The sequence below is a fragment of the Mesorhizobium sp. MC2-1-1 genome (assembly GCF_057597255.1).
Map to the genome: position 1 here is coordinate 5,399,505 of NZ_CP195205.1, position 22,128 is coordinate 5,421,632.

A 22,128-nucleotide genomic window follows, 5' to 3' on the forward strand; every position below is an offset into this window, starting at 1 on the left:
AGGCGGCTTCAGCCACCTGACTTCGGCACCAGCAGTGGAATGATGCGATCGGTCTTGGCGACGGCGGGTCGGCCGGAGCCGGCATAGGGGATGCCCAGCGCATCCCAGGTCTCGACCAGTGCGTCCTGCAATTCGGCGATCAGCGCGTCGGAGTGGAACGGCGTCGGCGTGATGCGCAGCCGCTCGGTGCCGCGCGGCACCGTGGGATAGTTGATCGGCTGGATGTAGATGCCGTGCACGCCGAGCAGCCGGTCGCTGGCCATCTTGCAAAGCTCGGGATCGCCGACCAGCACCGGCACGATGTGGGTGGCCGATTCCATCACCGGCAGCCCGGCCGCGGCAAGCACCTGCTTGGTGCGCGCCGCCTGGCGCTGCTGCGCGTCGCGTTCGGCCTGCGAGCGCTTCAGGTGACGGATCGAGGCGGTGGTGGCGGCCGCGATCGCCGGCGGCAGCGCCGTGGTGAAGATGAAGCCCGGCGCGTAGGAGCGCACCGCGTCGATCACGGCACTGGTGCCGGTGATGTAGCCGCCCAGCGTCCCGAACGCCTTGGCCAGCGTCCCCTGGATGATGTCGATGCGGTCGGCCAGGCCTTCGCGCTCGGTGATGCCGCCGCCGCGCGGCCCGTACATGCCCACCGCATGCACCTCGTCGATATAGGTCATGGCGTTGTAGCGCTCGGCGAGCTCGACGATCTGCCTGATCGGCGCGATGTCGCCGTCCATCGAATAGACGCTCTCGAACACGATCAGCTTGGCGCGCTCGCGGCCCGCCGCCTGCAACAGGCTCTCCAGATGCGCGACATCGTTGTGGCGGAAGATCTTCTTTTCCGCGCCCGACCGGCGCACGCCCTCGATCATGGAGGCATGGTTCAGTTCGTCGGAGAGCACCAGGCAGTTGGGCAGCAGCCGGGCAATGGTCGAGATCGAGGCCTCGTTGGAGACGAAGCCGGAGGTGAAGACCAGCCCGGCTTCCTTGTCATGCAGGTCGGCGAGTTCCTGCTCGAGCTCGACCAGCGGGTTGGAGGTGCCGGAAATGTTGCGGGTGCCGCCGGCGCCCGAGCCCATCTTGCCGGCCGCGGTCTGGAAGGCGGCGATCACATCCTCGTTCTGGCCCATGCCGAGATAGTCGTTGGAGCACCATACGGTGATCTCCTGGGCGCGGCCGTTGGAACGCCAGATGGCGCGCGGGAACTTGCCCACAATGCGCTCGAGATCGGCGAAGACGCGGTAGCGTCGCTCAGCGTGCAGCTGGTCGATCGCATCCTCGAAAAACCGCTGGTAATTCATGTCGACTTTCCAATTTTGCGGCGGATCATAGTCACTGCCCCATGCCTCGTCCACCGGACCAAACCGGTCAAAATGCCACGCCCTTGCCCTGTTCCTAACGATCCCGGATCGTGGCCTATTCCCGGCTGTTTGAAGCAGTTCTGTTTCAGTACGATGCCTCTGACGGGAGGAACTGTTACGGGATTAACATTGGAAGGGTAATGTTTGTCGCCCAGAAGTGCGCAGCGGTTTTGGGCGACATGCATCGGACAATACAGGCTTGCGGCGGGGTTTCCAGCGCGGGGGCTGTTGAGACAGTTTCCGATAAATCTTGATCAGCGAGGTAGATGATGACGGTTTTGGTGACGGGCGGTGCCGGCTATATCGGCAGCCACATGGTCTGGGAGCTGCTGGACGCCGGCGAGGGCGTCGTGGTGCTCGACCGGCTTTCCACCGGTTTCGAATGGGCGGTGGCCCCCGAAGCGAAACTCGTCGTCGGCGATGTGGCCGACCGCGACCTGGTCGCCCGGATAATCCGAGAAAACAAGGTCGACGCCATCATCCACTTCGCCGGCTCGATCGTGGTGCCGGAATCGGTTTCCGACCCGCTCGGCTACTATGAGAACAACACCTGCAAGACCCGCACGCTGATCGAAACCGCCGTGCGCGAGGGCGTGCCGCATTTCATTTTCTCTTCCACCGCCGCCGTCTATGGCGGCGCCGGGCTGGAGCCGGTGCGCGAGGATGCCCGCCTGGCCCCGGAATCGCCCTACGGCCTTTCCAAGCTGATGAGCGAATGGATGCTGCGCGACGCAGGCCTCGCTCACGACATCCGCTATACGGCGCTGCGCTATTTCAATGTTGCCGGCGCCGATCCCAAGGGCCGCACCGGTCAGTCGACGCCCGGCGCGACGCATCTCATCAAGGTCGCCTGCGAGACCGCGCTCGGCAAGCGCCCGTTCATGCAGGTCTTCGGCACCGATTATCCGACGCCGGACGGCACTTGCATGCGCGATTACATCCATGTCAGCGATCTGGCCGCCGCGCACCGGCTGGCGCTCCAGCGGCTGCGTGGTGGCGGCGCGAGCCTCGTCGCCAATTGCGGCTACAGCCATGGCTATTCCGTGCTCCAAGTAATCGATAGCGTGCGCCGCGCCTTCGGCCATGATTTCGACGTGCGCATGGGCGACCGCCGGCCGGGCGATGCCGCCGCCGTGGTCGCCAATTCCGAGCTTGCCCGCAAGGAGTTAGGCTGGACGCCGCAACGCGACGATCTGGACCTGATCGTCAACGACGCGCTGGCCTGGGAGCGCATCCTGACGGGCAAGAACTCCGTGAGAAGCTGACCTATTGGGCCAAGGGCTCGTGCGGCCTCCGCAGACGCGTTAAGGGATAGCCGGAGCGGTACGCAGAAGCGCGCCGCCCGATACGATCCTTGAGGGCGGCATGAAGGTCCTGGTTCTAGGCGCCGGCGCGGTTGGCACGGCGGCCGCGTATTATCTGGCAAAGGATGGTCACGAGGTTACGGTGATCGAGCGCCATGAGGCTGCTGCGCGCGGCACCAGCCAGTCGAATGCCGGTCTGGTGTCGCCCGGGGATGCCACCGCATGGGCTTCGCCCGCCGCCCTGAAAACCTTCCTGCGAGCGCTCTGGAACCACGACCTCGGCATCAAGGTCAGGCTGCGCCTCGATCCGTATTTCTATGCCTGGAGCCTGCGTTTCCTGCGCGAATGCACCGTGGCGCGGCTGCGCGCTAACACGCAGGTCAAGCTCAGGCTCGCGCTCTATTCGCGCGACTGCATCAATCAACTCTCCGAGGAGACCGGCATCCATTACGACGAGCGCAAGAAGGGCATCCTCTATTTCTTTCGCTCGCAAAAGAGCCTCGACACCGGCACCGACAATTATCGCTATCTCGGCGAGCAAGGCCTGCCGATCGAGGTCGTCGACCGCCAGCGCCTGATCGAGCTGGAGCCTGGCCTTGCCGGGGTCAAGGAGAAGATCGCCGGCGGCATCTATTCGCCGATCGACCAGACCGGCGATTCAAAGCAATTCGTAGACCAGCTCGCCGCCTTTGGGGCCGAGAAGCTCGGCGTCAAATTCCTGTTCGGCACGACGATCCAGGGTCTCGACATCGAAGGCGATCGGGTGCGTGCCGTCATGACATCGTCGGGGCCGGTGGCGGGGGATGCCGTCGTCATATCGATGGGGCCTGAAAGCGGTCTCCTCGGCCGCCGCTACGGCGTCGATCTGCCGGTCTATCCGGTGAAGGGCTATACGGCGACGATTCCCTTGGAGGACGAGAGCAAGGGGCCTACCATGGGTGGCGCCGATGAGGACCGGCTGATCGGCTATTCGAGGCTGGGCAATCGCCTGCGCATGTCCTCGACAGCCGAGTTCACCGGTTTCGACCGCAGCTTCAAGCCGGCCGATTTCAGGACCATCCTGGAAACCGGCAAGGATCTTTTCCCTGGCGCCTTCGACGAGAAGAAGGCCGTGCTGTGGGCAGGTCTGCGGCCGATGATGCCGAGTTCAGTGCCGGTCTTCGGCCAGGCGAAATACCGCAATCTCTATCTCGACACCGGCCATGGCCATCTTGGCTGGACCATGGCCTGCGGCTCCGGCAAATTCCTGACCGACCTTGTTGCCGGCCGCAAGCCTGAGATCGATCCGCTGGGCCTGCTTTACGGGATGGCGCGCTGACGCGAGCGGCTTAGAGTTTCACGGCCTGCTGCCAGGCCAACGCGTATTCGCCCCAAGCGGGCTCGGCTGAAGGTTCCGTTCGTTCGCCTTTGCTCATGATATTAGCGCCATCCGATGCAAGCAGCGCCGCGCCGATGCTGGTTCCGGTGGAGGTCTCCGACGCTACGACAGGCCTTCCCGTTGCCGCCGCCAGCATGCGGATGAAAAGCGGGTTCTGCGCGAATGGTCCCTCGACGGTCGTCAACCCGTCACCCCCGATCAAATCCAGACAGGTCGCGGTCGCCAGCGCTAGGTAGAACGAGATGGCGGCGAAGCGCTGGCCGGGGCTTAACGTTTCGGCGTTGAGCCATTGCGCGGCGCGGCTCGGGAACGGTCCGGAGCCCTGTTGGGTGGAAGGCAACAGCAAGACCTGGCGCCCCAGCACGGCCACAACATCGCCTTCGCTCCATTCCTGTGGCCGGCCCTCGGTCAGCAGCGAGAACTCGCGTCCGCCCATGAACCGCGCCGACGGCACCGGATCGCCGAGCGCATTGACATTGACCAGCGTGTCGCGCGCCGGGTCGAGCTCGACCTTCCGGCCGCCCACCGCCATCGACACCACCCACGTGCCGGTCGAGACGACTGAGAAGGGCGGTCGATCGGACAACAGGTGCGGCAGCAGCGAGGCGTTGGAATCGTGCAGCCCGCAGAAAGCCGGGGTTTGCGGATCCAGCCCCGTCCGTCGCGCCAGCTCCGGCAGGATAGGTCCGAGCCGGTCCTTTGCCGGCCGCACCGGCGCCATCAGCCGGCGCCAGCCCATCTTGTCGACCAGCGAGGAATAGTCGGGCGCCCAGGGATTCCACAGATCGGTATGGCAGCCGAGCGACGTCACCTCGTTGGCGGCCACGCCGGTCAGCCGCAGCGCCCAGTATTGCGGATACATCAGCATCGCGGCGGCCTTGGCGAAGTCAGCTGGAAAGCGCTTCTGCAGCCAGAAGAACTGCGCGCCGAGATTGAGGCCGATCGGCAGCCGAGGCGTGCCGGTCTCGGCAAAGGGCGGACGCACGGCGTCATAGTCGGCTGCAAGCTGGTCGGGGCCGTCGAATTCGTAATCGAGCACCGGCAGCGCCAGTTCACCCGAGCCATAGACCAGCGCGCCGGTCGCGCCATGCGTGGTGATCGAGATCGCATCGATCCGCCGTTCGCGGTTGAGGTCGGTAAGGCTGTCAAGGATGAACGTCCACAGCGCCTCGACATCGTGATGCGGGTAGGGTGCCTGCCGCAACGGCTCGTTCGCCTTGCGGCGCAGCGCAATCTCGCTCAGCGTGCCGAGATCGACCAGCGCCACCTTGGCGTTGGTCTTGCCGATATCGATGACGGCGATTGTACGAGGGACCCTCATTCCATATGGAACATCGTTTCCAGCGGCACCGCCACCGGCTCGTTGTCGGACCTGGTCTCCATGACGTCGGCCATATGCGCCCACCAGCGCTGCATCACGCGGTGCTTCGGCAGATCGGCCATGCCATGATCGTCACGCCGCCACAGCACGCCGAACAGGATGCTGGTCTCCTCGTCGAGATGGATCGAATAGTCGGAGACGCCGGCCTCTTTCAGCAGCGAGACCAGCTCAGGCCAGATCTCGTCATGGCGGCGCTTGTACTCGGCCTTCATGCCGGAATTGAGCTTCATCTTGAAGGCGTATTTCTCCATCAGGCGAAGCGCCCTTCGCGCAGCCGCCGCCAGACGATCGGCAGCGCGATGACGATGATCAGCAATAGGCCGATGAAGATCGACATGACGATGCCCGGCACGTTGAGCAGGCCGAGGCCGAACGTCACCAGTCCCATGATGAAGGCAGCGAGCACGACGCCGAGGATCGAGCCGGCGCCGCCCAGGATCGACACACCCCCCAGCACCACCATGGTGATGGCCTCCAGCTCATAGCCCTGCGCGATCGATGGCCGCGTCGAGCCGAGCCGCGAGGTGATGAGCACCGAGGCAATGCCCGACATCAGCCCGGTCAGGCAGAACAGGATGAACTTGATGCGGGCAACGCGCACGCCGGAGAACTGGCAGGCGACCGGATTGTTGCCGATGGCGAAGACGCGCCGGCCGAAGCTCGTGCGGTGCAGCACGAACCAGTAGATCAGCGCCGCGACGAGGAACAGCGCCAGCTCGAACGAGAACACCCACCAGACGTAACCCTGGCCGAAGAAGGCGAAGCTTTGCGGATAGCCTTTGTAGGCCTGGTCGCCGAGGATGATGAAGGCGATGCCGCGGAACAGGCTCATCGTGCCGATTGTGACGACGATCGAAGGCAGGCCGAGGCGGGTGACGAGCAGCCCGTTGAAGGCGCCGCAGCCGAACCCTACCGCAATACCGATCAGAACCAGCACCGGCGTGCCGGCGCCGGCCTGCACCGCCATGCCCATCATCGTCGAGGCTAAAGCCACGATCGCCGCGACCGACAGATCGATCTCGCCCGAGATGATCAGCAGCGCCATCGCAAGCGCGATCAGGCCTTTTTCCGTAAAGTTGAAGGTCAGGTCCGACAGCGACCACGGATCGAGGAAATAGGGCGAAGCGAAACTGTTCACCGCGAAGATGAGGACCGCGATGACGACCAGCAGCGCTTCCCAGGAGAAGATCGCCGAGGAAAGCGGCTTGTCGAGCCGGTCGGGGATGCGGCGCAGGGCAGGGGTGTCGGTCATGCCGCTTCCGCCTTTCTCAGGATGATACGGCCCTGCCGGCGCTCGCCGCGCGCATTGAGCACCACGGCCAGGATGATGGCGCTGCCCGAGATCGCCATCTGCCAGAAGGGCGAGATGTTGATGACCGGCAGCGCGTTGGAGATGATGCCGAGGAACAGCGCGCCCAGCACCGCGCCGCCGACCGAGCCGATGCCGCCGGCGATCGAGATGCCGCCGATGACGCAGGCGGCTATGATGTTGAGCTCATAGCCGTTGGCGACCTCGACCGAGGCGATCACGTAGCGCGAAATCCACAGATAGCCGGCGAGCCCGCCGATCATGCCGGAAATGCAGAAGACGATGAATTTGGTGCGGCCGACGTCGATGCCGGCATAGACCGAGGCGGTCGGGTTGACGCCGATGGCGTGGATCGAACGGCCGATCTGCGTTCGCGTCATCACCAGGAAGAACAGCGCGATCACGATGATGGCGATCCAGGACAGCACCGGCAGGCCGAGGAACGCGGCGCGCTGGAAGTTGATGAAGTCGGGGCTCATCTGGTCGGCATTGACCCATGCGCCGCCGGAAACGACGAAGGTGGCGCCGCGATAGATGGTCAGCGTGCCGAGCGTCACCACGATCGAGGGAATGTTCAACCGCCAGACCAGGAAGCCGTTGATGGCGCCGAGCATCAGGCCGACGGCGAGCGCGATGACGATCAGCGCCGGGATCGGGATCCCCGGGTGCGCGGCGTTGAGCATCGCCACCACCATTCCGGTGAAGCACAGGTTGGACGCCATCGACAGATCGATCGAACGCGTCAGGATCACCACCATCTGTCCCAGCGCCAGGATCATCAGGATCGAGGTGTCGTTGAACACCTGGCGCAGATTGGCGGGGTCGGCGAAGCCGGGAAAGCGTGTCGAGATCAGGCCGATCAGCACCAAGATGCCGGCGAGCAGCCAGATTTCGCGGTATTTGAGGAAGCTCTTCATGCCGCGATTCCCGCCGCCGTTCGAACCAGCGTCTCGGCGTCTAGGCCTTCGTTGTCATAGGTCGCCGCGACGCGGCCTTCGCGCATGACCACGACGCGGTCCGACATGCCGAGGATTTCCGGCAGCTCCGACGACACCATGATAACCGAAAGCCCTTGCTCGACCAGTTCGGCCATGAAGCCGTGCACGGCCGCCTTGGAGCCGATGTCGATGCCCTTGGTCGGTTCGTCGAGGATGATCACCTTCGGTGTCGTGGCCAGCCATTTGGCGATGACCACTTTCTGCTGATTGCCGCCGGAAAGCGTGCCGACGTCCTGGCTGAGCGAGGACGCGCGCAGGTCGAGCCGCTCGGTGTAGGAGCGGGCGAGCGAGAATTCTTCCGCCAGCCTCAGCACGCCGGATTTCGAGGTGCGCGCAAGCGACGGCAGCGACACATTCTGGAAGATCGGCATGCCGATCACCACGCCCTGCTTGCCGCGTTCTTCCGGCACATAGACGATGCCGGCCTCGATCGAATCGGCCGCCGATCTCGGCGCGATCGTCCGGCCGTCGAGCGAGATGGCGCCTCGGCTGGTGCGCGTGATGCCGGCGATCGCCTGCATGACCTCGCTGCGGCCCGCCCCGACCAGGCCATAGAAGCCGAGGATCTCGCCCTTGCGCAATTCGAAGCCGATGTCGTCGAATTCGGTAGGATGCGACAGGCCGGAGACGGAAAGCACGGGCGCGCCGATCTTCGGGTCGCGCCGCGGGAAGATATGGTCGACGTTACGGCCGACCATCATGCGCACGATCTCGTTCTGACCGGTGTCCTTGAGCAGCCCTTCGCCGACCATTTCGCCGTCGCGGAAGACGGTGTAGCGGTCGGCGATGCGGTATATCTCGTCGAACTTGTGGCTGATGAAGAGCACCGCCTTGCCTTCGCTCTTCAGGAATTCGATCAAGAGGAAAAGCTCCTCGATCTCCTTCATCGAAAGCGCCGCTGTCGGCTCGTCCATGATGACGATGCGCGCGTCGATCGACATCGCGCGCGCCACCGCCACCAGATGCTTGTTGGCGATGCCGAGGTCCTTCAGCCTTGCGTCGGCGTCGATATGGCCGGCGCGCATTGTCTCCAGCACCTCGCGGGCATCTTTGCGCATGGTGCGCCAGTCTATGGTGCCGAAACGGGTGCGCGGCGCATGGCCAAGGAAGATGTTCTCGGCGACCGAGAGATCGTCGAACAGCACGGTTTCCTGGTGGATGGCGGTGATGCCGTGGCCGAACGCGGCATGCGCGCTGGGCAGCGCCGTGGCCACGCCGTCGATGCCGATCTCGCCGGAATCGGGCTGGTAGATGCCGGTCATGATCTTGACCAGCGTCGACTTGCCGGCGCCGTTCTCGCCGATCAGCGCCGTCACCTGTCCAGGGTAAAGCGAGAGGCTGACATTGTGCAGGGCGCGGACGCCCGGGAAACTCTTGGAAATGCTTGAAAGCGTCAGGCGGGGAGAGGCGCTTTGCGAAGAGCCAGAGGGCTCGGGCCGCTCAATTCCCGCTTTGCGCTGGGCTGTCGTGTCCATATCCGTATCAGGCCCTGAGAAGGTCCGTTTGAAGATGCGGCGGGACAATTGTCCCGCCGCATGAGCTTGGAGTCGACCAGGATCAGTAGATCTTGGAGAACTTCTCGATGTTGGTCTTGTCGAACTGGAAGGGCGGAGCCATCGCGGCCGAGTTGGTGTCGTCGAGCGTCACCTTGCCCACGCGGCCGATCGACAGCGTGGCGCCGGGCTTGGCCTCTTCCTTCTTCACGGCGAGGTCATGAGCGAGGTAGATCGCCGAGTAGCCAAGGTCGATCGGGTTCCACAGCGCGACCGCCTGGCTGGCGCCGTTGTCGATGAACTTCTTGAACTCCGACGGCAGCGCGAGCCCGGTGACATTGACCTTGCCGATCAGGTTCTCGTCGGTGACGACCTGCGCGGCGGCAACGACGCCGACGGTGGTCGGCGCGATGATCGCCTTGAGGTTCGGATAGGACTTCAACAGGCCCTTGGCCTCGTCCGTGCTCTTGGCCGAGTCGTCATCGCCATAGACGGTGGCGACCAGCTTGATCTTCGGGAACTTCTCCGGCAGCACCTTCTTGGCCGCTTCGATCCAGGCGTTCTGGTTGGTCGCCGTCGAGGACGCCGAGAGGATCGCGACGTCGCCGCCTTCCGGCAGGTAGTCGGCGGCAAGCTTGATGATGGTCTCGCCGATCAGCCCGGTGTCGGACGGGTTGAGGTGGAGCTGGCGGCCTTCCTTGGCGACGCCGGAATCCCACGAAATCACCGTGATGCCACGCTCCATCGCCTTCTTCAGCACCGGCACAAGCGCATCGGCGTCGTTGGCCGAAACGGCGATGGCGTTGACCTTTTGCGCGATGAGCGAATTGATCACCTCGATCTGCGCTTCGGCGGTAGCCTTGGTCGGGCCGGTATAGATGACGTCGACATCGCCCAGCTCCTTGGCCGCTTCCTCGGCGCCCTTGTTGGCGGCGTCGAAGAAGCCGTTGCCGAGCGACTTCACCACCAGCGCGATCTTGACGTTCTCGGCATAGGCGGCATTCACGAACATGGCGGCGGAAAAGGCCGCCGTGACCAGCAGTTTCTTCAATAAGCTCATCGAACATCCTCCCTTGAGCGTTGCATTCCATCGCCGCCGCGGGCGTGAGTTCCCTCAGGCCTGCAGTGAAGATTCTTCCTTGTCGCTTGACTGTTTGCGGGCGACGATCAGCGCCACGCCCGCGTCTTCCAGCATCTTGGCCTCGCGGTCCTCGATGCCCTCGTCGGTGATCACGGTCGCGATGCGCGACAGCCCGCACAGGATCAGGCTGGAGCGCATGCGGAATTTCGAGGAATCGACCAGCACCACCAGTTCGTCGGCCTGGTCGATCAATTTCTGCTCCGCCTGGATCAGCAGCGGGTCGCCTTCCATCAGCCCGAGCGGCCCCAGCCCCTGCGCGCCCATGAACATGCGGCGCGCATAGAAGTTGCGCGTCACGTCGTTGTCGAAGGGCGACAGGATGATGTTCTGCTCGCGGTAGATCGTGCCGCCCGACAGCATCACCGTGTTCTTGGAGTGCTTGAGCAGATGCTCGGCGATCGGGAAGGAATTGGTGAAGATCGGCATGCGGCGGCCGGTCAGGAAATGCACCATCTGGAAGGTGGTGGTGCCGCCATTGATGATGATCGGCTCACCATCCGTGCAAAGGTTCACCGCTTCGCGCGCGATTACCCGCTTCTGCGCGGCGTTCAGAGTCTCGTTGACGGAGAAGGGGCGGCCGGCAAGGCCGATGAACTGCGGCGGCGAGATCGCCTCGGCGCCGCCGCGCACCCGGCGCAGGCGCTTCTGGACATGCAGCGCCGCGATATCGCGCCGGATCGTCGCCTCGGAGGAATCGGTCAGCTCGACCATCTCCTGCACCGTCACCACAGGCTTTTCCTGGACGGCGGACAGAATGATCCTGTGGCGCTCTTTCTCGTGCATGGTTCCTCCCTGCCAAAGCATCAGGCCTTAGAAAACGCGCAGTGTCAATCATTTCCGATCATATATTTTCATTGTGCAGTGCAATATGATTGATATTGACCGTTTGTGATTGACAAGCGCGGCGCTTGCGTAGACATTCCCGGGCGAGAAATGAGGGGCGCGGCGTTCGCGCTCCAAGGGAGGATATCCATGCTCGACAAGCGCTCCGGCTCGCGCCTCGCCAATCTGTGGGACGATGCGAAAGCCGAAGGGATGAGCGGTCCCGAGCTCCTGGTCTATCGCTCGAACACACTCGGATCCGACAAGCGCGTCACCAATTATGGCGGCGGCAACACCTCGTCCAAGGTCTGGCAGAAGGACCCGCTGACCGGCGAGGAGGTGGAAGTGCTGTGGGTCAAGGGGTCGGGCGGCGACAGCGCTTCGATCAAGCTTGACGGCTTCGCTACCCTCTACATGGACAAGCTGCGCGCGCTCAAAGGTCTTTATCGCGGCGTCGAGCATGAGGACGAGATGGTGGAGTATCTGCCCCACTGCACCTTCAACCTCAATCCGCGCGCGGCCTCGATCGACACGCCGCTGCACGCCTATGTGCCGAAGGCCTGCGTCGATCACATGCATCCCGATGCCATCATCGCGATCGCCGCCGCCAAGGATTCAAAGGCGATCACCAAGGAAATCTTCGGCGACGCGATCGGCTGGCTGCCGTGGAAGCGGCCTGGCTTCGAGCTTGGCCTTTGGCTGGAGAAATTCTGCATCGACAACCCCGCGGCCAAGGGCGTCGTGCTGGAAAGCCACGGCCTGTTCACCTGGGGCGACACGCCCAAGGAATGCTACGGGACCACCATCTCGGTGATCAACCAGGCGATCGACTGGTTCGAGCGCCGGTCGGAAGGCGTGGCTATCTTCGGCGGCGAGGCGGTGAAGGCGCTCGACGCCCCCGCGCGCCGCGCCATCGCGGCCAGATTGATGCCGAGGATCCGCGGCCTGATTTCCGAAAAGAGCCACAAGCTCGGGCATTTCGACGACCAGCCGGCCGTGCTCGAATTCGTCAATTCGAGGGATTTGCGTCCGCTGGCGGCGCTCGGCACGTCCTGCCCCGACCACTTCCTGCGCACCAAGATCCGGCCGCTGGTGATCGAGTTCGATCCGGCAAAGCCCGATATCGACGCCGTCATCGCAAGGCTGGCCGACGACATTGCCGAATACCGCGTCGGCTACCAGGCTTATTACGACGCCTGCAAGCATTCGGATTCGCCCGCCATCCGCGACCCTAATGCCGTGGTCTATCTGATGCCCGGCGTCGGCATGTTCACCTTCGCCGGCGACAAGGCGACGGCGCGCATCTCCGGCGAGTTCTATGTCAACGCCATCAACGTCATGCGTGGCGCCTCGACGGTCTCGTCCTATGTCGGCCTGCCGGCCCAGGAAGCCTTCGACATCGAATACTGGCAGCTCGAGGAAGCAAAGCTTCAGCGCCTGCCGAAGCCGAAGGCGCTGGCCGGGCAGATCGCGTTGGTCACCGGCGGTGCCGGCGGCATCGGCCGCGCCACCGCGAACCGGCTGCTGCGCGAAGGTGCCTGCGTGGTGCTGGCCGACATCGACGAGGCGGCTTTGGCCAGTGCCAATGACGAACTGTCGAAGGCATTCGGAAAAGACTTCGTCCGTCCGTTGCGGATCGATGTGACATCGGAGGACCAGGTTGTCGCCGGTTTCGCCGAAACCTCGGTCGAGTTCGGCGGGGTCGACATCCTGGTCTCCAATGCCGGCCTGGCGTCGTCGGCGCCGATCGAGGAAACGACCCTATCGTTGTGGAACCGGAACATGGATATCCTGTCCACAGGCTATTTCCTGGTTTCGCGCGAGGCCTTCCGGCTGTTCCGTACCCAGAAGATCGGCGGCAATGTCGTCTTCGTCGCCTCCAAGAACGGGCTCGCGGCTTCGCCGAACGCTTCGGCCTATTGCACGGCCAAGGCGGCCGAGATTCATCTCGCCCGCTGCCTGGCTCTTGAAGGGGCGGAGGCGCAGATCAGGGTCAACGTCGTCAATCCGGACGCCGTGCTGCGCGGCTCGAAGATCTGGACCGGCGAGTGGAAGGAACAGCGCGCCGCCGCCTACAAGATGTCTACCGACGACCTGGAGGAGCACTATCGCTCGCGCTCGATGCTGAAGCGCTCGGTCTTCCCGGAGGATATCGCCGAAGCGATCTACTTCTTCGCCTCCGACATGTCCGCGAAGTCGACCGGCAACATCGTCAACGTCGACGCTGGCAACGCGCAAAGCTTTACGCGCTAGGCGCACGTCCCTTCTCCCTTTTACGGAGAGAAGGTGCCCGAAGGGCAGTTGAGGGGCCGGGCGCCAGCCAACGAGTTCTGGGAGGAATTGCATGTCCGAAACGATTATCCGCGCCGATCTCGTCGCCAGCCATAACGCCGCGCGCAAAGCAGACCTCGAGCGCGACTACGCCTCGCTTGGCGAGCGCCTCGACCGGCGCGGCATCGCCATCGACGCCATCCGCGACAAGGTCGAGAAATTCGCTGTGGCGATCCCCTCCTGGGGCGTCGGCACCGGCGGCACCCGCTTTGCCCGTTTTCCAGGCCCGGGCGAACCGCGCGACATCTTCGACAAGATCGAGGACTGCGCCGTCATCAGCCAGCTGACGCGCGCCACACCCACCGTTTCGCTTCACATTCCATGGGACAAGGCCGATCCGAACCGGTTGAAGCAGGCGGCCTCGCGCTTCGGCCTCGGCTTCGACGCGATGAATTCCAACACCTTCTCCGATGCCAGGGATCAGAAGCTCTCCTACAAATTCGGCTCGCTGTCGCATGCCGATGCCGGCACGCGCCGGCAGGCGGTCGAGCACAATCTCGAATGCATCGAGATCGGCAAGACGCTAGGGTCGAAGGCGCTGACGGTATGGATCGGCGACGGCTCGAACTTCCCCGGCCAGGTGAATTTCGCAAAAGCCTTCGATCGCTATCTCGAGGCCATGCGCGAGATCTATGCCGGCCTGCCGGACGACTGGCGGCTGTTCACCGAGCACAAGATGTATGAGCCGGCCTTCTATTCGACCGTCGTGCAGGACTGGGGCACCAACTACATCATCGCCAAAGAGCTCGGCGACAAGGCCTTCTGCCTGGTCGACCTCGGCCATCACGCGCCCAACGTCAACATCGAGATGATCGTGTCGCGGCTGATCCAGTTCGGCAAGCTCGGCGGCTTCCACTTCAACGATTCCAAATATGGCGACGACGACCTCGACGCCGGCTCGATCGATCCCTACCGGCTGTTCCTCGTCTTCAATGAACTGGTCGATGCCGAACTGTCCGGGGCCAAGGACTTCCATCCGGCGCACATGCTCGACCAAAGCCACAACGTCACCGATCCGATCGAAAGCCTGATGCTGTCGGCGGTCGAGGTGCAGCGCGCTTACGCGCAGGCCCTGCTGGTCGACCGGAAGGCGCTCGAAGGCTTCCAGGAGGCCAATGATGCGCTGATGGCGACGCAGACGCTTAAAGCCGCCTACCGCACCGATGTCGAGCCGATCCTTGCCATGGCGCGGCTGAGGACCGGCGGCGCCGTCGATCCCATCGCGGCCTATCGCGAGGCCGGCTACCGGGCGAAGGTCGCGGCGGAACGGCCGGCGGTTGCCGGCGGTGGTGGCGGCATCGTTTGACAGGCAGATATCCGATTTGATCTGGTCCAGCGCCATTGGCGGTGGACAGGTCCGCCGGCAGGGTCTTTCCTAGGCGTACCAACGCCAGGAGCACCGCCATGCCCTTGACCCGTCGCACGCTGATCGGCGTCGCCGTTTCGCTCGCAGTTACCCTCACACCGTCGACCATAGCCTTCGCCGCCTCACCGGCTCCCGCCAAGGGTGAACATGGCATGGTGGTGACGGCCCAGCACCTCGCCACGGAGGTCGGCGTCGATGTGCTGAAGAAGGGCGGCAATGCCGTCGATGCTGCTGTCGCGGTCGGCTACGCGCTGGCCGTCGTCTATCCCAATGCCGGCAATATCGGCGGCGGTGGTTTCATGACCGTGCGCATGAAGGACGGCCGCACGACCTTTATCGATTTCCGCGAGCGCGCGCCGCTTGCCGCGACGAAAACCATGTATCTCGACAAGGACGGCAATCCGATGAAGGGCGCCAGCCTCGATGGCTATCTGGCGGTCGGCGTGCCGGGCTCGGTCGCCGGCTTCGAGATGGCTCGCATGAAATACGGCACTCTGTCCAGGCAGGATCTGATGGCGCCGGCAATCGCTTATGCCAAGGATGGCTTCGTGCTCAACCAGGGCGACGCGGCATCCCTTGCCGGCGCTGCCGCGCGTCTGGCGAAGGATCCGGCGGCCGCCGCCATCTTCCTGAAAAAAGACGGCAAGCCCTATGGTGTTGGCGAGAAACTCATTCAGTCGGACCTTGCCGCCTCGCTTTCGGCGATCTCGAAAAACGGCGCGGACGCCTTCTACAAGGGCGCCATAGCGGATGAGATCGTCAAGGCGAGCGGCGCCAAGGGCGGCATCCTCGCCAAGGGCGATTTCGAGCAATATGCCGTGCGCGAGCTGAAGCCCGTGACCTGCTCCTATAGGGGTTACGAGATAATCTCCTCGCCGCCGCCGAGCTCGGGCGGCGTCATCATCTGCGAAATCCTCAACGTGCTGGAAGGCTATCCGCTATCCTATCTCGGCGCGGGATCCGCCGATACCGTCCACGTCATGGTCGAGGCGATGCGCCATGCCTATGTCGACCGCAACTCGGCGCTGGGTGACCCGGATTTCGTGGACAACCCGGTCTCGAAACTGCTCGACAAGAATTATGCGAAAGACATCCGCGACAAGATCGACCCGTTCCGCGCGGGCGTCTCGAAGGACATGATGCCGAAAGGCTTCGGCGAGTCGAAGGAAACCACCCACTATTCGATCATCGACAATGACGGCAACGCCGTCGCGGTCACCTACACGCTGAACGGCTCCTTCGGCGCCGGCGTCGTCGCCGAAGGCACCGGCATCCTGCTCAACAACGAGATGGACGATTTCACCCAGAAGCCCGGCGTGCCCAACCTCTACGGGCTGGTCCAGGGCGAAGCGAACGCCATCCAGCCGAGGAAGACTCCGTTATCCTCGATGAGCCCCACGATCGTGACCAGGAATGGCCAGCCATTCATGGTGATCGGCAGTCCGGGCGGATCGCGCATCATCACCATCACGCTTGAGGCGATCGTCAACGTCATCGACCATGGCATGGACATCCAGCAGGCGATCGACGCGCCTCGCATTCATCATCAATGGCTGCCGGATACCGTCTACGTCGAGCCGTTCGGGCTTTCGCCGGACACGGAGAGGCTCCTTGCAGGCATGGGCTATCATCTCGATCTGAGCGACCAGACCTGGGGCCAGGCCGCGGGCATCCTGGTCGGCGGCAAGAGCCTCGGCGAGATCGATAAAGGCGGCGGCGCGCGCTACAACGGCGCCATCGACAGCCGCGCGGCAGCCGGCGAAGCGCTCGGATATTGATGGATTACACGACCAGCGTGATGGTCGAAGCGATCAGCATCACGGCGGCGATGCCGACGAACAGCGCATAGATGCGCGGCCGGTCGAGCAGCAGCGCATTGCCCGAGATCCAGGCCGAGGTGGCGCCGCCCAGCGCGAAAAGGAAGCCGTTGCGGTGGCCGAAGGACATGGAGGCGGCCATCAGGCCACCGATGATCAGCGCGCCGAAGACGATGATGACGGCGACCGCGTATTTCTCAAAATCATTGCCGCCGCCCATCACCGGCCCCATCGCATTGAGATTGGGCAGGTCGTCCGGGTCGAAAGGGTTGGCCGAGCCGTATTCGTCTTGACCGAGGGATTCGCGCATCATTCGTTCTCCGCTGAGCGGCAACAAACCATCAACGCTTGCCAAGCGCAACCGCCAAGGCCGCCGCGATGATGTGTTAGCGGCCCGGCTGGTGCCAACGAGCCACGCTTTTACGGGCAAGACCGAACGATTGGAGCAATTCCAGGAAAAGTGTGAAGGGGTTTTCCGGTCGGAATTGCGTCAAAACAAGGAGATAGAGCCTCGCGTGGTCGGTCCGCTGCGTTGATCTATCTGGAAAAATCGCTGCGCACGATGCCGTGCCGCTGCAGCTTGTCGTAGAAGGTCTTGCGCGGAATGCCGAGCGCCTCGATGGTGCGGCGGACGTCTCCGTCGTTGCGACCAAGTGTCTCGCGGATGATCTCGGCTTCGTAACGATCGATCCGTTCCGGCAAGGGCATCCGGGTCTCGATCTCCGTTGCCAGGGAAGACGCGGCGGCAGCGTCGTCCAGCCCGAGCACGAAGCGTTCGGCGAAATGGGCGAGTTCGCGCACATTGCCCGGCCAGTCATGTTCCCTCAGATGGCGTTGGACCGCGGCCGAGGTCGCCGGCACGGCGCGCCGGAAGCGGGCGGAGGCGCGATCGGCGAAGTAACCAAACAACAGCGGCACGTCGTCTCGCCGCTCGCGCAGCGGCGGGATCGAAAGCGTCACCACATTGAGCCGGTAGTAGAGATCCTCGCGGAAAGCGCCGCGCTGGGCGGAATCACCGAGGTCGACCTTGGCGGCGGCAACCACACGCAAGTCGACCGGCCGGATTTCATTGGTGCCAAGCGGCGTCACCTCGCGCATTTCGAGCACGCGCAGCATCTGCACTTGCGTTGCGGCTGGCATGCTTTCGATCTCGTCGAGGAAAAGGGTCCCGCCGCTCGAATGCTCGATGCGGCCGACGCGTTTCTTCTGCGCGCCGGTGAAGGCGCCGGCTTCGTGGCCGAACAATTCGCTTTCGATGACCGTCTCCGGCAGCGTTCCGCAATTAAGCGCCACGAAATTACCCTTGGCGCGACGGCTCCAGCGGTGCAGCAGGCCAGCCACCACCTCCTTGCCGGAACCGGTCTCGCCGGTCACCAGCACGTCGACGTCGGTGTCGGCGATCTGCCTCAACGTCCGGCGCAGCCGCTCCATGGCCGGCGTCTGGCCGATGAGCGGCAATCCCTCCCGCGCCTGCTCGGCCGCCTCGCGCAAGGCGCGGTTCTCCATCACCAGCCGGCGCTTCTCCGCCGCTCGCGCGACACTCTGCGCCAGCCGCTCAGCGGCGAAAGGCTTGGTGATGAAGTCGTAGGCGCCGTCCTTGATCGCCTTGACGGCCATGGCGATGTCGCCATGCCCGGTGACCAGGATGACGGGGATATCAGGGTCGAGCCGTAGCACGCGATCGAAAAGCTGCAGCCCGTCGATCTCCGGCATGCGGATGTCCGACACGACGACGCCGGCGTAATTCCTGTCGAGCGCGGCCAGCGCTTCCCTTGCCGCCGGGTAGGCTGACACCGTGAAGCCGGCAAGTTCCAGCGTCTGCCTGGTCGCTTTGAGCAGATCGCTGTCGTCGTCGATCAGGATGACCGGCGCTGGATCGTACTTGGTCATGCGGCGCTGGCCTTCAAAAGATGGATGGTGAAGCGTGTTCCCTGGTCGCTGCTTGCCACTTCGATCCGGCCGCCATAGTCGGCGACGATGTCCTTGGAGATGACGAGGCCGAGGCCCAGCCCCTTTTCCTTGGAGGTGTTGAAGGGCGTGAACAGCGACTTCAGGATCGGGGGCGGGATGCCCGGGCCGTTGTCGGAAACGGTCAGCGCCACGCCCTCGCCGGTTTCGGCGGCGCTGACTTCGACCCGCGCGCCGTCTCGGCCTTCAAGCGCCTCCAGCGCGTTCTGGAACAGGTTGATCAGCACCTGCTCCAGCCGCAGCCGGTTGCCCGTCACTTTCAGCGCTGATGGCGGCAGCGTGATCGCCAGGGCATCCAGCCGGCCGGCGAAGCGGCTTCTGAGCAAGACGACGGCGCCCTCGATCACGCTGCGCAATTCGACGGGCTCGGCCGCGGTCCTCCCCTTGCGGGCAAAAGCCTTGAGCTCCTCGGTGATTGCGCCGATGCGCTCGGTCAGCGCGGCGATGGCGCCGAGGTTTTCTTCGGCCGGGGCGCTCTGCTTGCGTTCGAGGAACACGCGCGCATTGTCGGCATAGGCGCGGATCGTGGCTACCGGCTGGTTAATTTCATGGGCGACGCCGGCGGCAACCTGGCCAAGGGTGGCAAGCCGGTTGGCCTGCACCAGCTCCTGCTGCATCACCTGCAGCTTCGCCTCTGTGCTGCGATGGTCGGCGATCTCGGCCTGCAGCCGGTCGCGCGCCAGGCTCAGGTCCCGGGTGCGCTCGACGACCCGCCGCTCGAGCTCTGCACGCGCGGCCTGTTCGGCGGCAATCCGCATCTGCCCGGATTGCCGGCGCCACAACAGATAGGCGGCAAAGGCAATGAGCGGCACGAGGACACCGAGCGCCAGAAGCCGCATTTCGCGCTGCGCCGCCGCGACCGGCGCTTCGGCTGGCACTAGATAGTCGAGCCGCCACGGTGTCGACGGCACGGCGGTCGAAAGCCGCAGATATTCCGCATCGCTGCCGCCGGGCGTGATGGCATGGACAAGCGCGACATCGGGGTTGAGCGGTTGCGGTTTGGTAATCGGCAAGGGCACCAGCGGCGCATTGCCGAATTGCTGGCTGGCGCGGATCTCGGCCGTGACCGGAGCGGCCAGCGGCGCGACCGTCATGAAGCGCCAGGAGGGCACGCTGGTGATCAGCACCACCCCATGCGCGTCGCTGACATAGGCCGGCCGGTTCGCTTCGTGCCAGTCCGCCTCGAGCTGGTCGAACTCCATCTTGACCACGACGACGCCCAGCGGCCCCGAAGCGCCGTCGACGCGGCGCGAGATGTAGAGACCCGGACGTTTGCTGACATTGCCGAGCGCGAAATATTCGGCCGTGCCTGTTTCCATCGCGCCGGAGAAATAGGCGCGAAAACCATAGTCGTTGCCGACGAAGCTCACGGGTTCGCGCCAGTTGCTGGAGGCGATCGCCATGCCGTCCGTGCCGGTAACATAGAGCACCGAGGCCTTGGTGCCGGACACCAGCCCTTCGAGTTTGCGGTTGAGCACGTCGATCGAGGCAGGGCTGCGCTCGCTCAGCGCGTCATGCACCTGTTGGTCTTCCGACAGGAGCAGCGGCAGCGCGCGCGGATTTTCCAGCACCGCGCGCAACAGCGCGACCTTGAGGTTGGCGTCGGTGCGCCCTTGCGCGGCTAAAGCCTCGATCTCGGTCGAACGGCCATAAACGCCGGCGCCGTAAAGCGCTGCCGCGATGATCGCCAGCGCCACCGCCGCGAACAGCAGCCAGGCGCGCCGCGCCTGCCCGGCGAGCAGTTCGGGCGTCGAGGCGAGGGTAGCGGCAGGGCGTTGCAGCATGCCGCATCTGTGCATGATTTCGCACAAAGTGCAATTCGATCTATGCGGATAACCGCACGAAAGCTCTCAAACGCACCTATGTTCGGTTCAAAAAAGCCTGAAAAATCAGCGTTCGGAGAGACCCGACATCATCTGGCACGCGCGTTGCAAATACTTTCGCAGCAGCCGCGAGGCTGTGGAGGTCAATAGCCCCAGGGAGGTCGAGCTCGTTCGATCGGGGCTGAACGGAGGATGTTATGCAGACAGCAATCGCCGCCGCCGAACCGCGCGGCAAGCTTCCCTTTTACCGGCATCTCTATGTGCAGGTCCTGGTGGCGATCGCCGCCGGCATCCTGCTTGGACATTTCTATCCCGACCTGGGCGCCTCGCTGAAGCCGCTGGGCGACGCCTTCATCAAGCTGGTCAAGATGGTCATCGCGCCGGTGATCTTTCTGACGGTGGCGACCGGCATCGCGGGTGTCTCCGACCTGCACAAGGTCGGCCGCGTCGCCGGCAAGGCGATGATCTATTTCCTCGTCTTCTCGACATTGGCTCTCGTCGTCGGCCTTGTCGTGTCCAACGTCATCCAGCCCGGCGCCGGCATGCATATCAACCCGGCCACGCTCGACCCCTCGAAGGTCGCGACCTTCGCCGAGAAGGCGCATGACACTTCGATCGTCGGCTTCCTGATGAACATCATCCCCGACACCATCACCGGCGCTTTCGCGCAGGGCGATATCCTGCAGGTGTTGTTCTTCTCGGTGCTGTTCGGCATCGCGCTGGCGCTGGTCGGCGAGCGTGGTCGCCCCGTGGTCGATTTCCTGCAGGCGCTGACCTCGCCGGTCTTCCGCCTCGTCGCCATCCTGATGAAGGCAGCACCCATCGGCGCCTTCGGCGCCATGGCCTTCACCGTCGGCAAATACGGCATCGGTTCGATCGCGAACCTCGCCATGCTGATCGGGACTTTCTATCTGACATCGCTGCTTTTCGTGCTCGTCGTTCTGGGCACTGTCGCATGGTACAACGGCTTCTCCATCCTCGCGCTGATCCGCTACATCAAGGAAGAGCTGCTCCTGGTGCTCGGTACCTCGTCGTCCGAGGCGGCGCTTCCCGGCCTGATGGCCAAGATGGAGCGCGCCGGCTGCAACCGTTCGGTGGTCGGCCTGGTCATCCCGACCGGCTATTCCTTCAACCTCGACGGCACCAACATCTACATGACGCTGGCGGCTCTGTTCATCGCCCAGGCGACCGACACGCCGCTCACCTTCGGCGACCAGATCCTGCTCTTGCTGGTCGCCATGCTGAGTTCGAAAGGTGCCGCGGGCATCACCGGCGCCGGCTTCATCACCTTGGCCGCCACGCTGTCGGTGGTGCCTTCTGTGCCGGTTGCCGGCATGGCCCTGATCCTCGGCGTCGACCGCTTCATGTCGGAATGCCGCGCGCTCACTAACTTCGTCGGCAACGCGGTCGCAACCATCGTCGTGGCGCGCTGGGAAGGCGAGCTCGACCAGACCAAATTTGCCGCCGCCATGGCCGGCCAGTTGCCGGAAGAGGCGGACCTCGCGCTATCAGGTGGTTTGCAGCCGGCCTGATCCGCGCATCCTCCCGATGCCGAACAGGTCGCGGCTCTGCCGCGGCCTGTTCTTTTTGCCGGTCGCCGCATAGGCTGCGCGAGCCGGATTCTCGGCGAAATATTCAGCCGAGAGGGCGG

17 protein-coding genes are annotated in these 22,128 nt (G+C 64.1%); 6 read left to right on the plus strand and 11 right to left on the minus strand.

The features are described 5' to 3' along the window. Positions 1–8 precede the first annotated feature (8 nt). On the minus strand, positions 9–1,286 hold the full coding sequence (hemA, locus tag ACR64R_RS26605) for a 5-aminolevulinate synthase (protein WP_487359206.1): 1,278 nt from the start codon (positions 1,284–1,286) through the stop codon (positions 9–11). Positions 1,287–1,615: 329 nt separating this feature from the next. Here hemA and galE point away from each other — a divergent pair, with 329 nt between their 5' ends. Beyond that, on the plus strand, positions 1,616–2,611 hold the full coding sequence (galE, locus tag ACR64R_RS26610) for a UDP-glucose 4-epimerase GalE (protein WP_487359207.1): 996 nt from the start codon (positions 1,616–1,618) through the stop codon (positions 2,609–2,611). A 100-nt stretch (positions 2,612–2,711) separates the two neighbouring features. Next, complete coding sequence (locus ACR64R_RS26615; protein ID WP_487359208.1) at positions 2,712–3,968, plus strand: D-amino acid dehydrogenase; 1,257 nt, start codon at positions 2,712–2,714, stop codon at positions 3,966–3,968. A gap of 10 nt (positions 3,969–3,978) precedes the next feature. Here the strand turns inward: ACR64R_RS26615 and ACR64R_RS26620 are convergent, their stop codons facing one another. The 7 genes from ACR64R_RS26620 to ACR64R_RS26650 all read right to left on the minus strand — a co-directional run bounded on the left by ACR64R_RS26620 (position 3,979) and on the right by ACR64R_RS26650 (position 11,133). After that, complete coding sequence (locus ACR64R_RS26620) at positions 3,979–5,349, minus strand: FGGY-family carbohydrate kinase (RefSeq protein WP_487359209.1); 1,371 nt, start codon at positions 5,347–5,349, stop codon at positions 3,979–3,981. Continuing rightward, the gene (gene rhaM / locus ACR64R_RS26625; RefSeq protein ID WP_487359210.1) at positions 5,346–5,660 is read right to left on the minus strand and encodes an L-rhamnose mutarotase; all 315 of its coding nucleotides are present in this window, start codon (positions 5,658–5,660) and stop codon (positions 5,346–5,348) included. The genes ACR64R_RS26620 and rhaM overlap by 4 nt, the downstream gene beginning before the upstream one ends. After that, positions 5,660–6,661 carry an ABC transporter permease gene (locus ACR64R_RS26630; RefSeq protein ID WP_487359211.1) on the minus strand — a complete coding sequence of 334 codons (1,002 nt, stop codon included), beginning with the start codon at positions 6,659–6,661 and terminating at the stop codon, positions 5,660–5,662. Before ACR64R_RS26630 ends, rhaM begins: the two co-directional genes overlap by 1 nt. Then, the gene (locus ACR64R_RS26635) at positions 6,658–7,635 is read right to left on the minus strand and encodes an ABC transporter permease (RefSeq protein WP_487359212.1); all 978 of its coding nucleotides are present in this window, start codon (positions 7,633–7,635) and stop codon (positions 6,658–6,660) included. Before ACR64R_RS26635 ends, ACR64R_RS26630 begins: the two co-directional genes overlap by 4 nt. Beyond that, positions 7,632–9,191, minus strand: a complete 1,560-nt coding sequence (locus ACR64R_RS26640) for a sugar ABC transporter ATP-binding protein (RefSeq protein ID WP_487359213.1) — start codon at positions 9,189–9,191, stop codon at positions 7,632–7,634. The genes ACR64R_RS26635 and ACR64R_RS26640 overlap by 4 nt, the downstream gene beginning before the upstream one ends. An 82-nt stretch (positions 9,192–9,273) precedes the next feature. Continuing rightward, positions 9,274–10,269, minus strand: a complete 996-nt coding sequence (gene rhaS / locus ACR64R_RS26645) for a rhamnose ABC transporter substrate-binding protein (RefSeq protein ID WP_140814717.1) — start codon at positions 10,267–10,269, stop codon at positions 9,274–9,276. A gap of 54 nt (positions 10,270–10,323) precedes the next feature. After that, positions 10,324–11,133: a DeoR/GlpR family DNA-binding transcription regulator gene (locus tag ACR64R_RS26650; protein ID WP_487359214.1), complete on the minus strand. Its 810-nt coding sequence runs from the start codon at positions 11,131–11,133 to the stop codon at positions 10,324–10,326. A gap of 189 nt (positions 11,134–11,322) precedes the next feature. Between ACR64R_RS26650 and ACR64R_RS26655 the strand changes: the two genes are divergently transcribed. The 3 genes from ACR64R_RS26655 (at position 11,323) to ggt (ending at position 16,647) form a co-directional block, all read left to right on the plus strand. Further along, complete coding sequence (locus ACR64R_RS26655) at positions 11,323–13,425, plus strand: bifunctional rhamnulose-1-phosphate aldolase/short-chain dehydrogenase (protein WP_487359215.1); 2,103 nt, start codon at positions 11,323–11,325, stop codon at positions 13,423–13,425. Positions 13,426–13,516: 91 nt separating this feature from the next. Beyond that, positions 13,517–14,809, plus strand: a complete 1,293-nt coding sequence (gene rhaI, locus ACR64R_RS26660) for an L-rhamnose catabolism isomerase (RefSeq protein ID WP_487359216.1) — start codon at positions 13,517–13,519, stop codon at positions 14,807–14,809. Positions 14,810–14,907: 98 nt separating this feature from the next. Continuing rightward, positions 14,908–16,647 carry a gamma-glutamyltransferase gene (gene ggt / locus ACR64R_RS26665; protein ID WP_487359217.1) on the plus strand — a complete coding sequence of 580 codons (1,740 nt, stop codon included), beginning with the start codon at positions 14,908–14,910 and terminating at the stop codon, positions 16,645–16,647. 4 nt (positions 16,648–16,651) lie between these two features. Here the strand turns inward: ggt and ACR64R_RS26670 are convergent, their stop codons facing one another. The 3 genes from ACR64R_RS26670 to ACR64R_RS26680 form a co-directional block, all read right to left on the minus strand. Further along, positions 16,652–16,999, minus strand: a complete 348-nt coding sequence (locus ACR64R_RS26670) for a hypothetical protein (RefSeq protein WP_487359218.1) — start codon at positions 16,997–16,999, stop codon at positions 16,652–16,654. A gap of 224 nt (positions 17,000–17,223) precedes the next feature. Further along, positions 17,224–18,576, minus strand: a complete 1,353-nt coding sequence (locus tag ACR64R_RS26675) for a sigma-54-dependent transcriptional regulator (protein ID WP_487359219.1) — start codon at positions 18,574–18,576, stop codon at positions 17,224–17,226. Beyond that, complete coding sequence (locus ACR64R_RS26680) at positions 18,573–20,438, minus strand: ATP-binding protein (protein WP_487359220.1); 1,866 nt, start codon at positions 20,436–20,438, stop codon at positions 18,573–18,575. Before ACR64R_RS26680 ends, ACR64R_RS26675 begins: the two co-directional genes overlap by 4 nt. A gap of 236 nt (positions 20,439–20,674) precedes the next feature. Between ACR64R_RS26680 and ACR64R_RS26685 the strand changes: the two genes are divergently transcribed. Further along, complete coding sequence (locus ACR64R_RS26685; RefSeq protein ID WP_487359221.1) at positions 20,675–22,009, plus strand: dicarboxylate/amino acid:cation symporter; 1,335 nt, start codon at positions 20,675–20,677, stop codon at positions 22,007–22,009. Positions 22,010–22,128 lie beyond the last annotated feature (119 nt).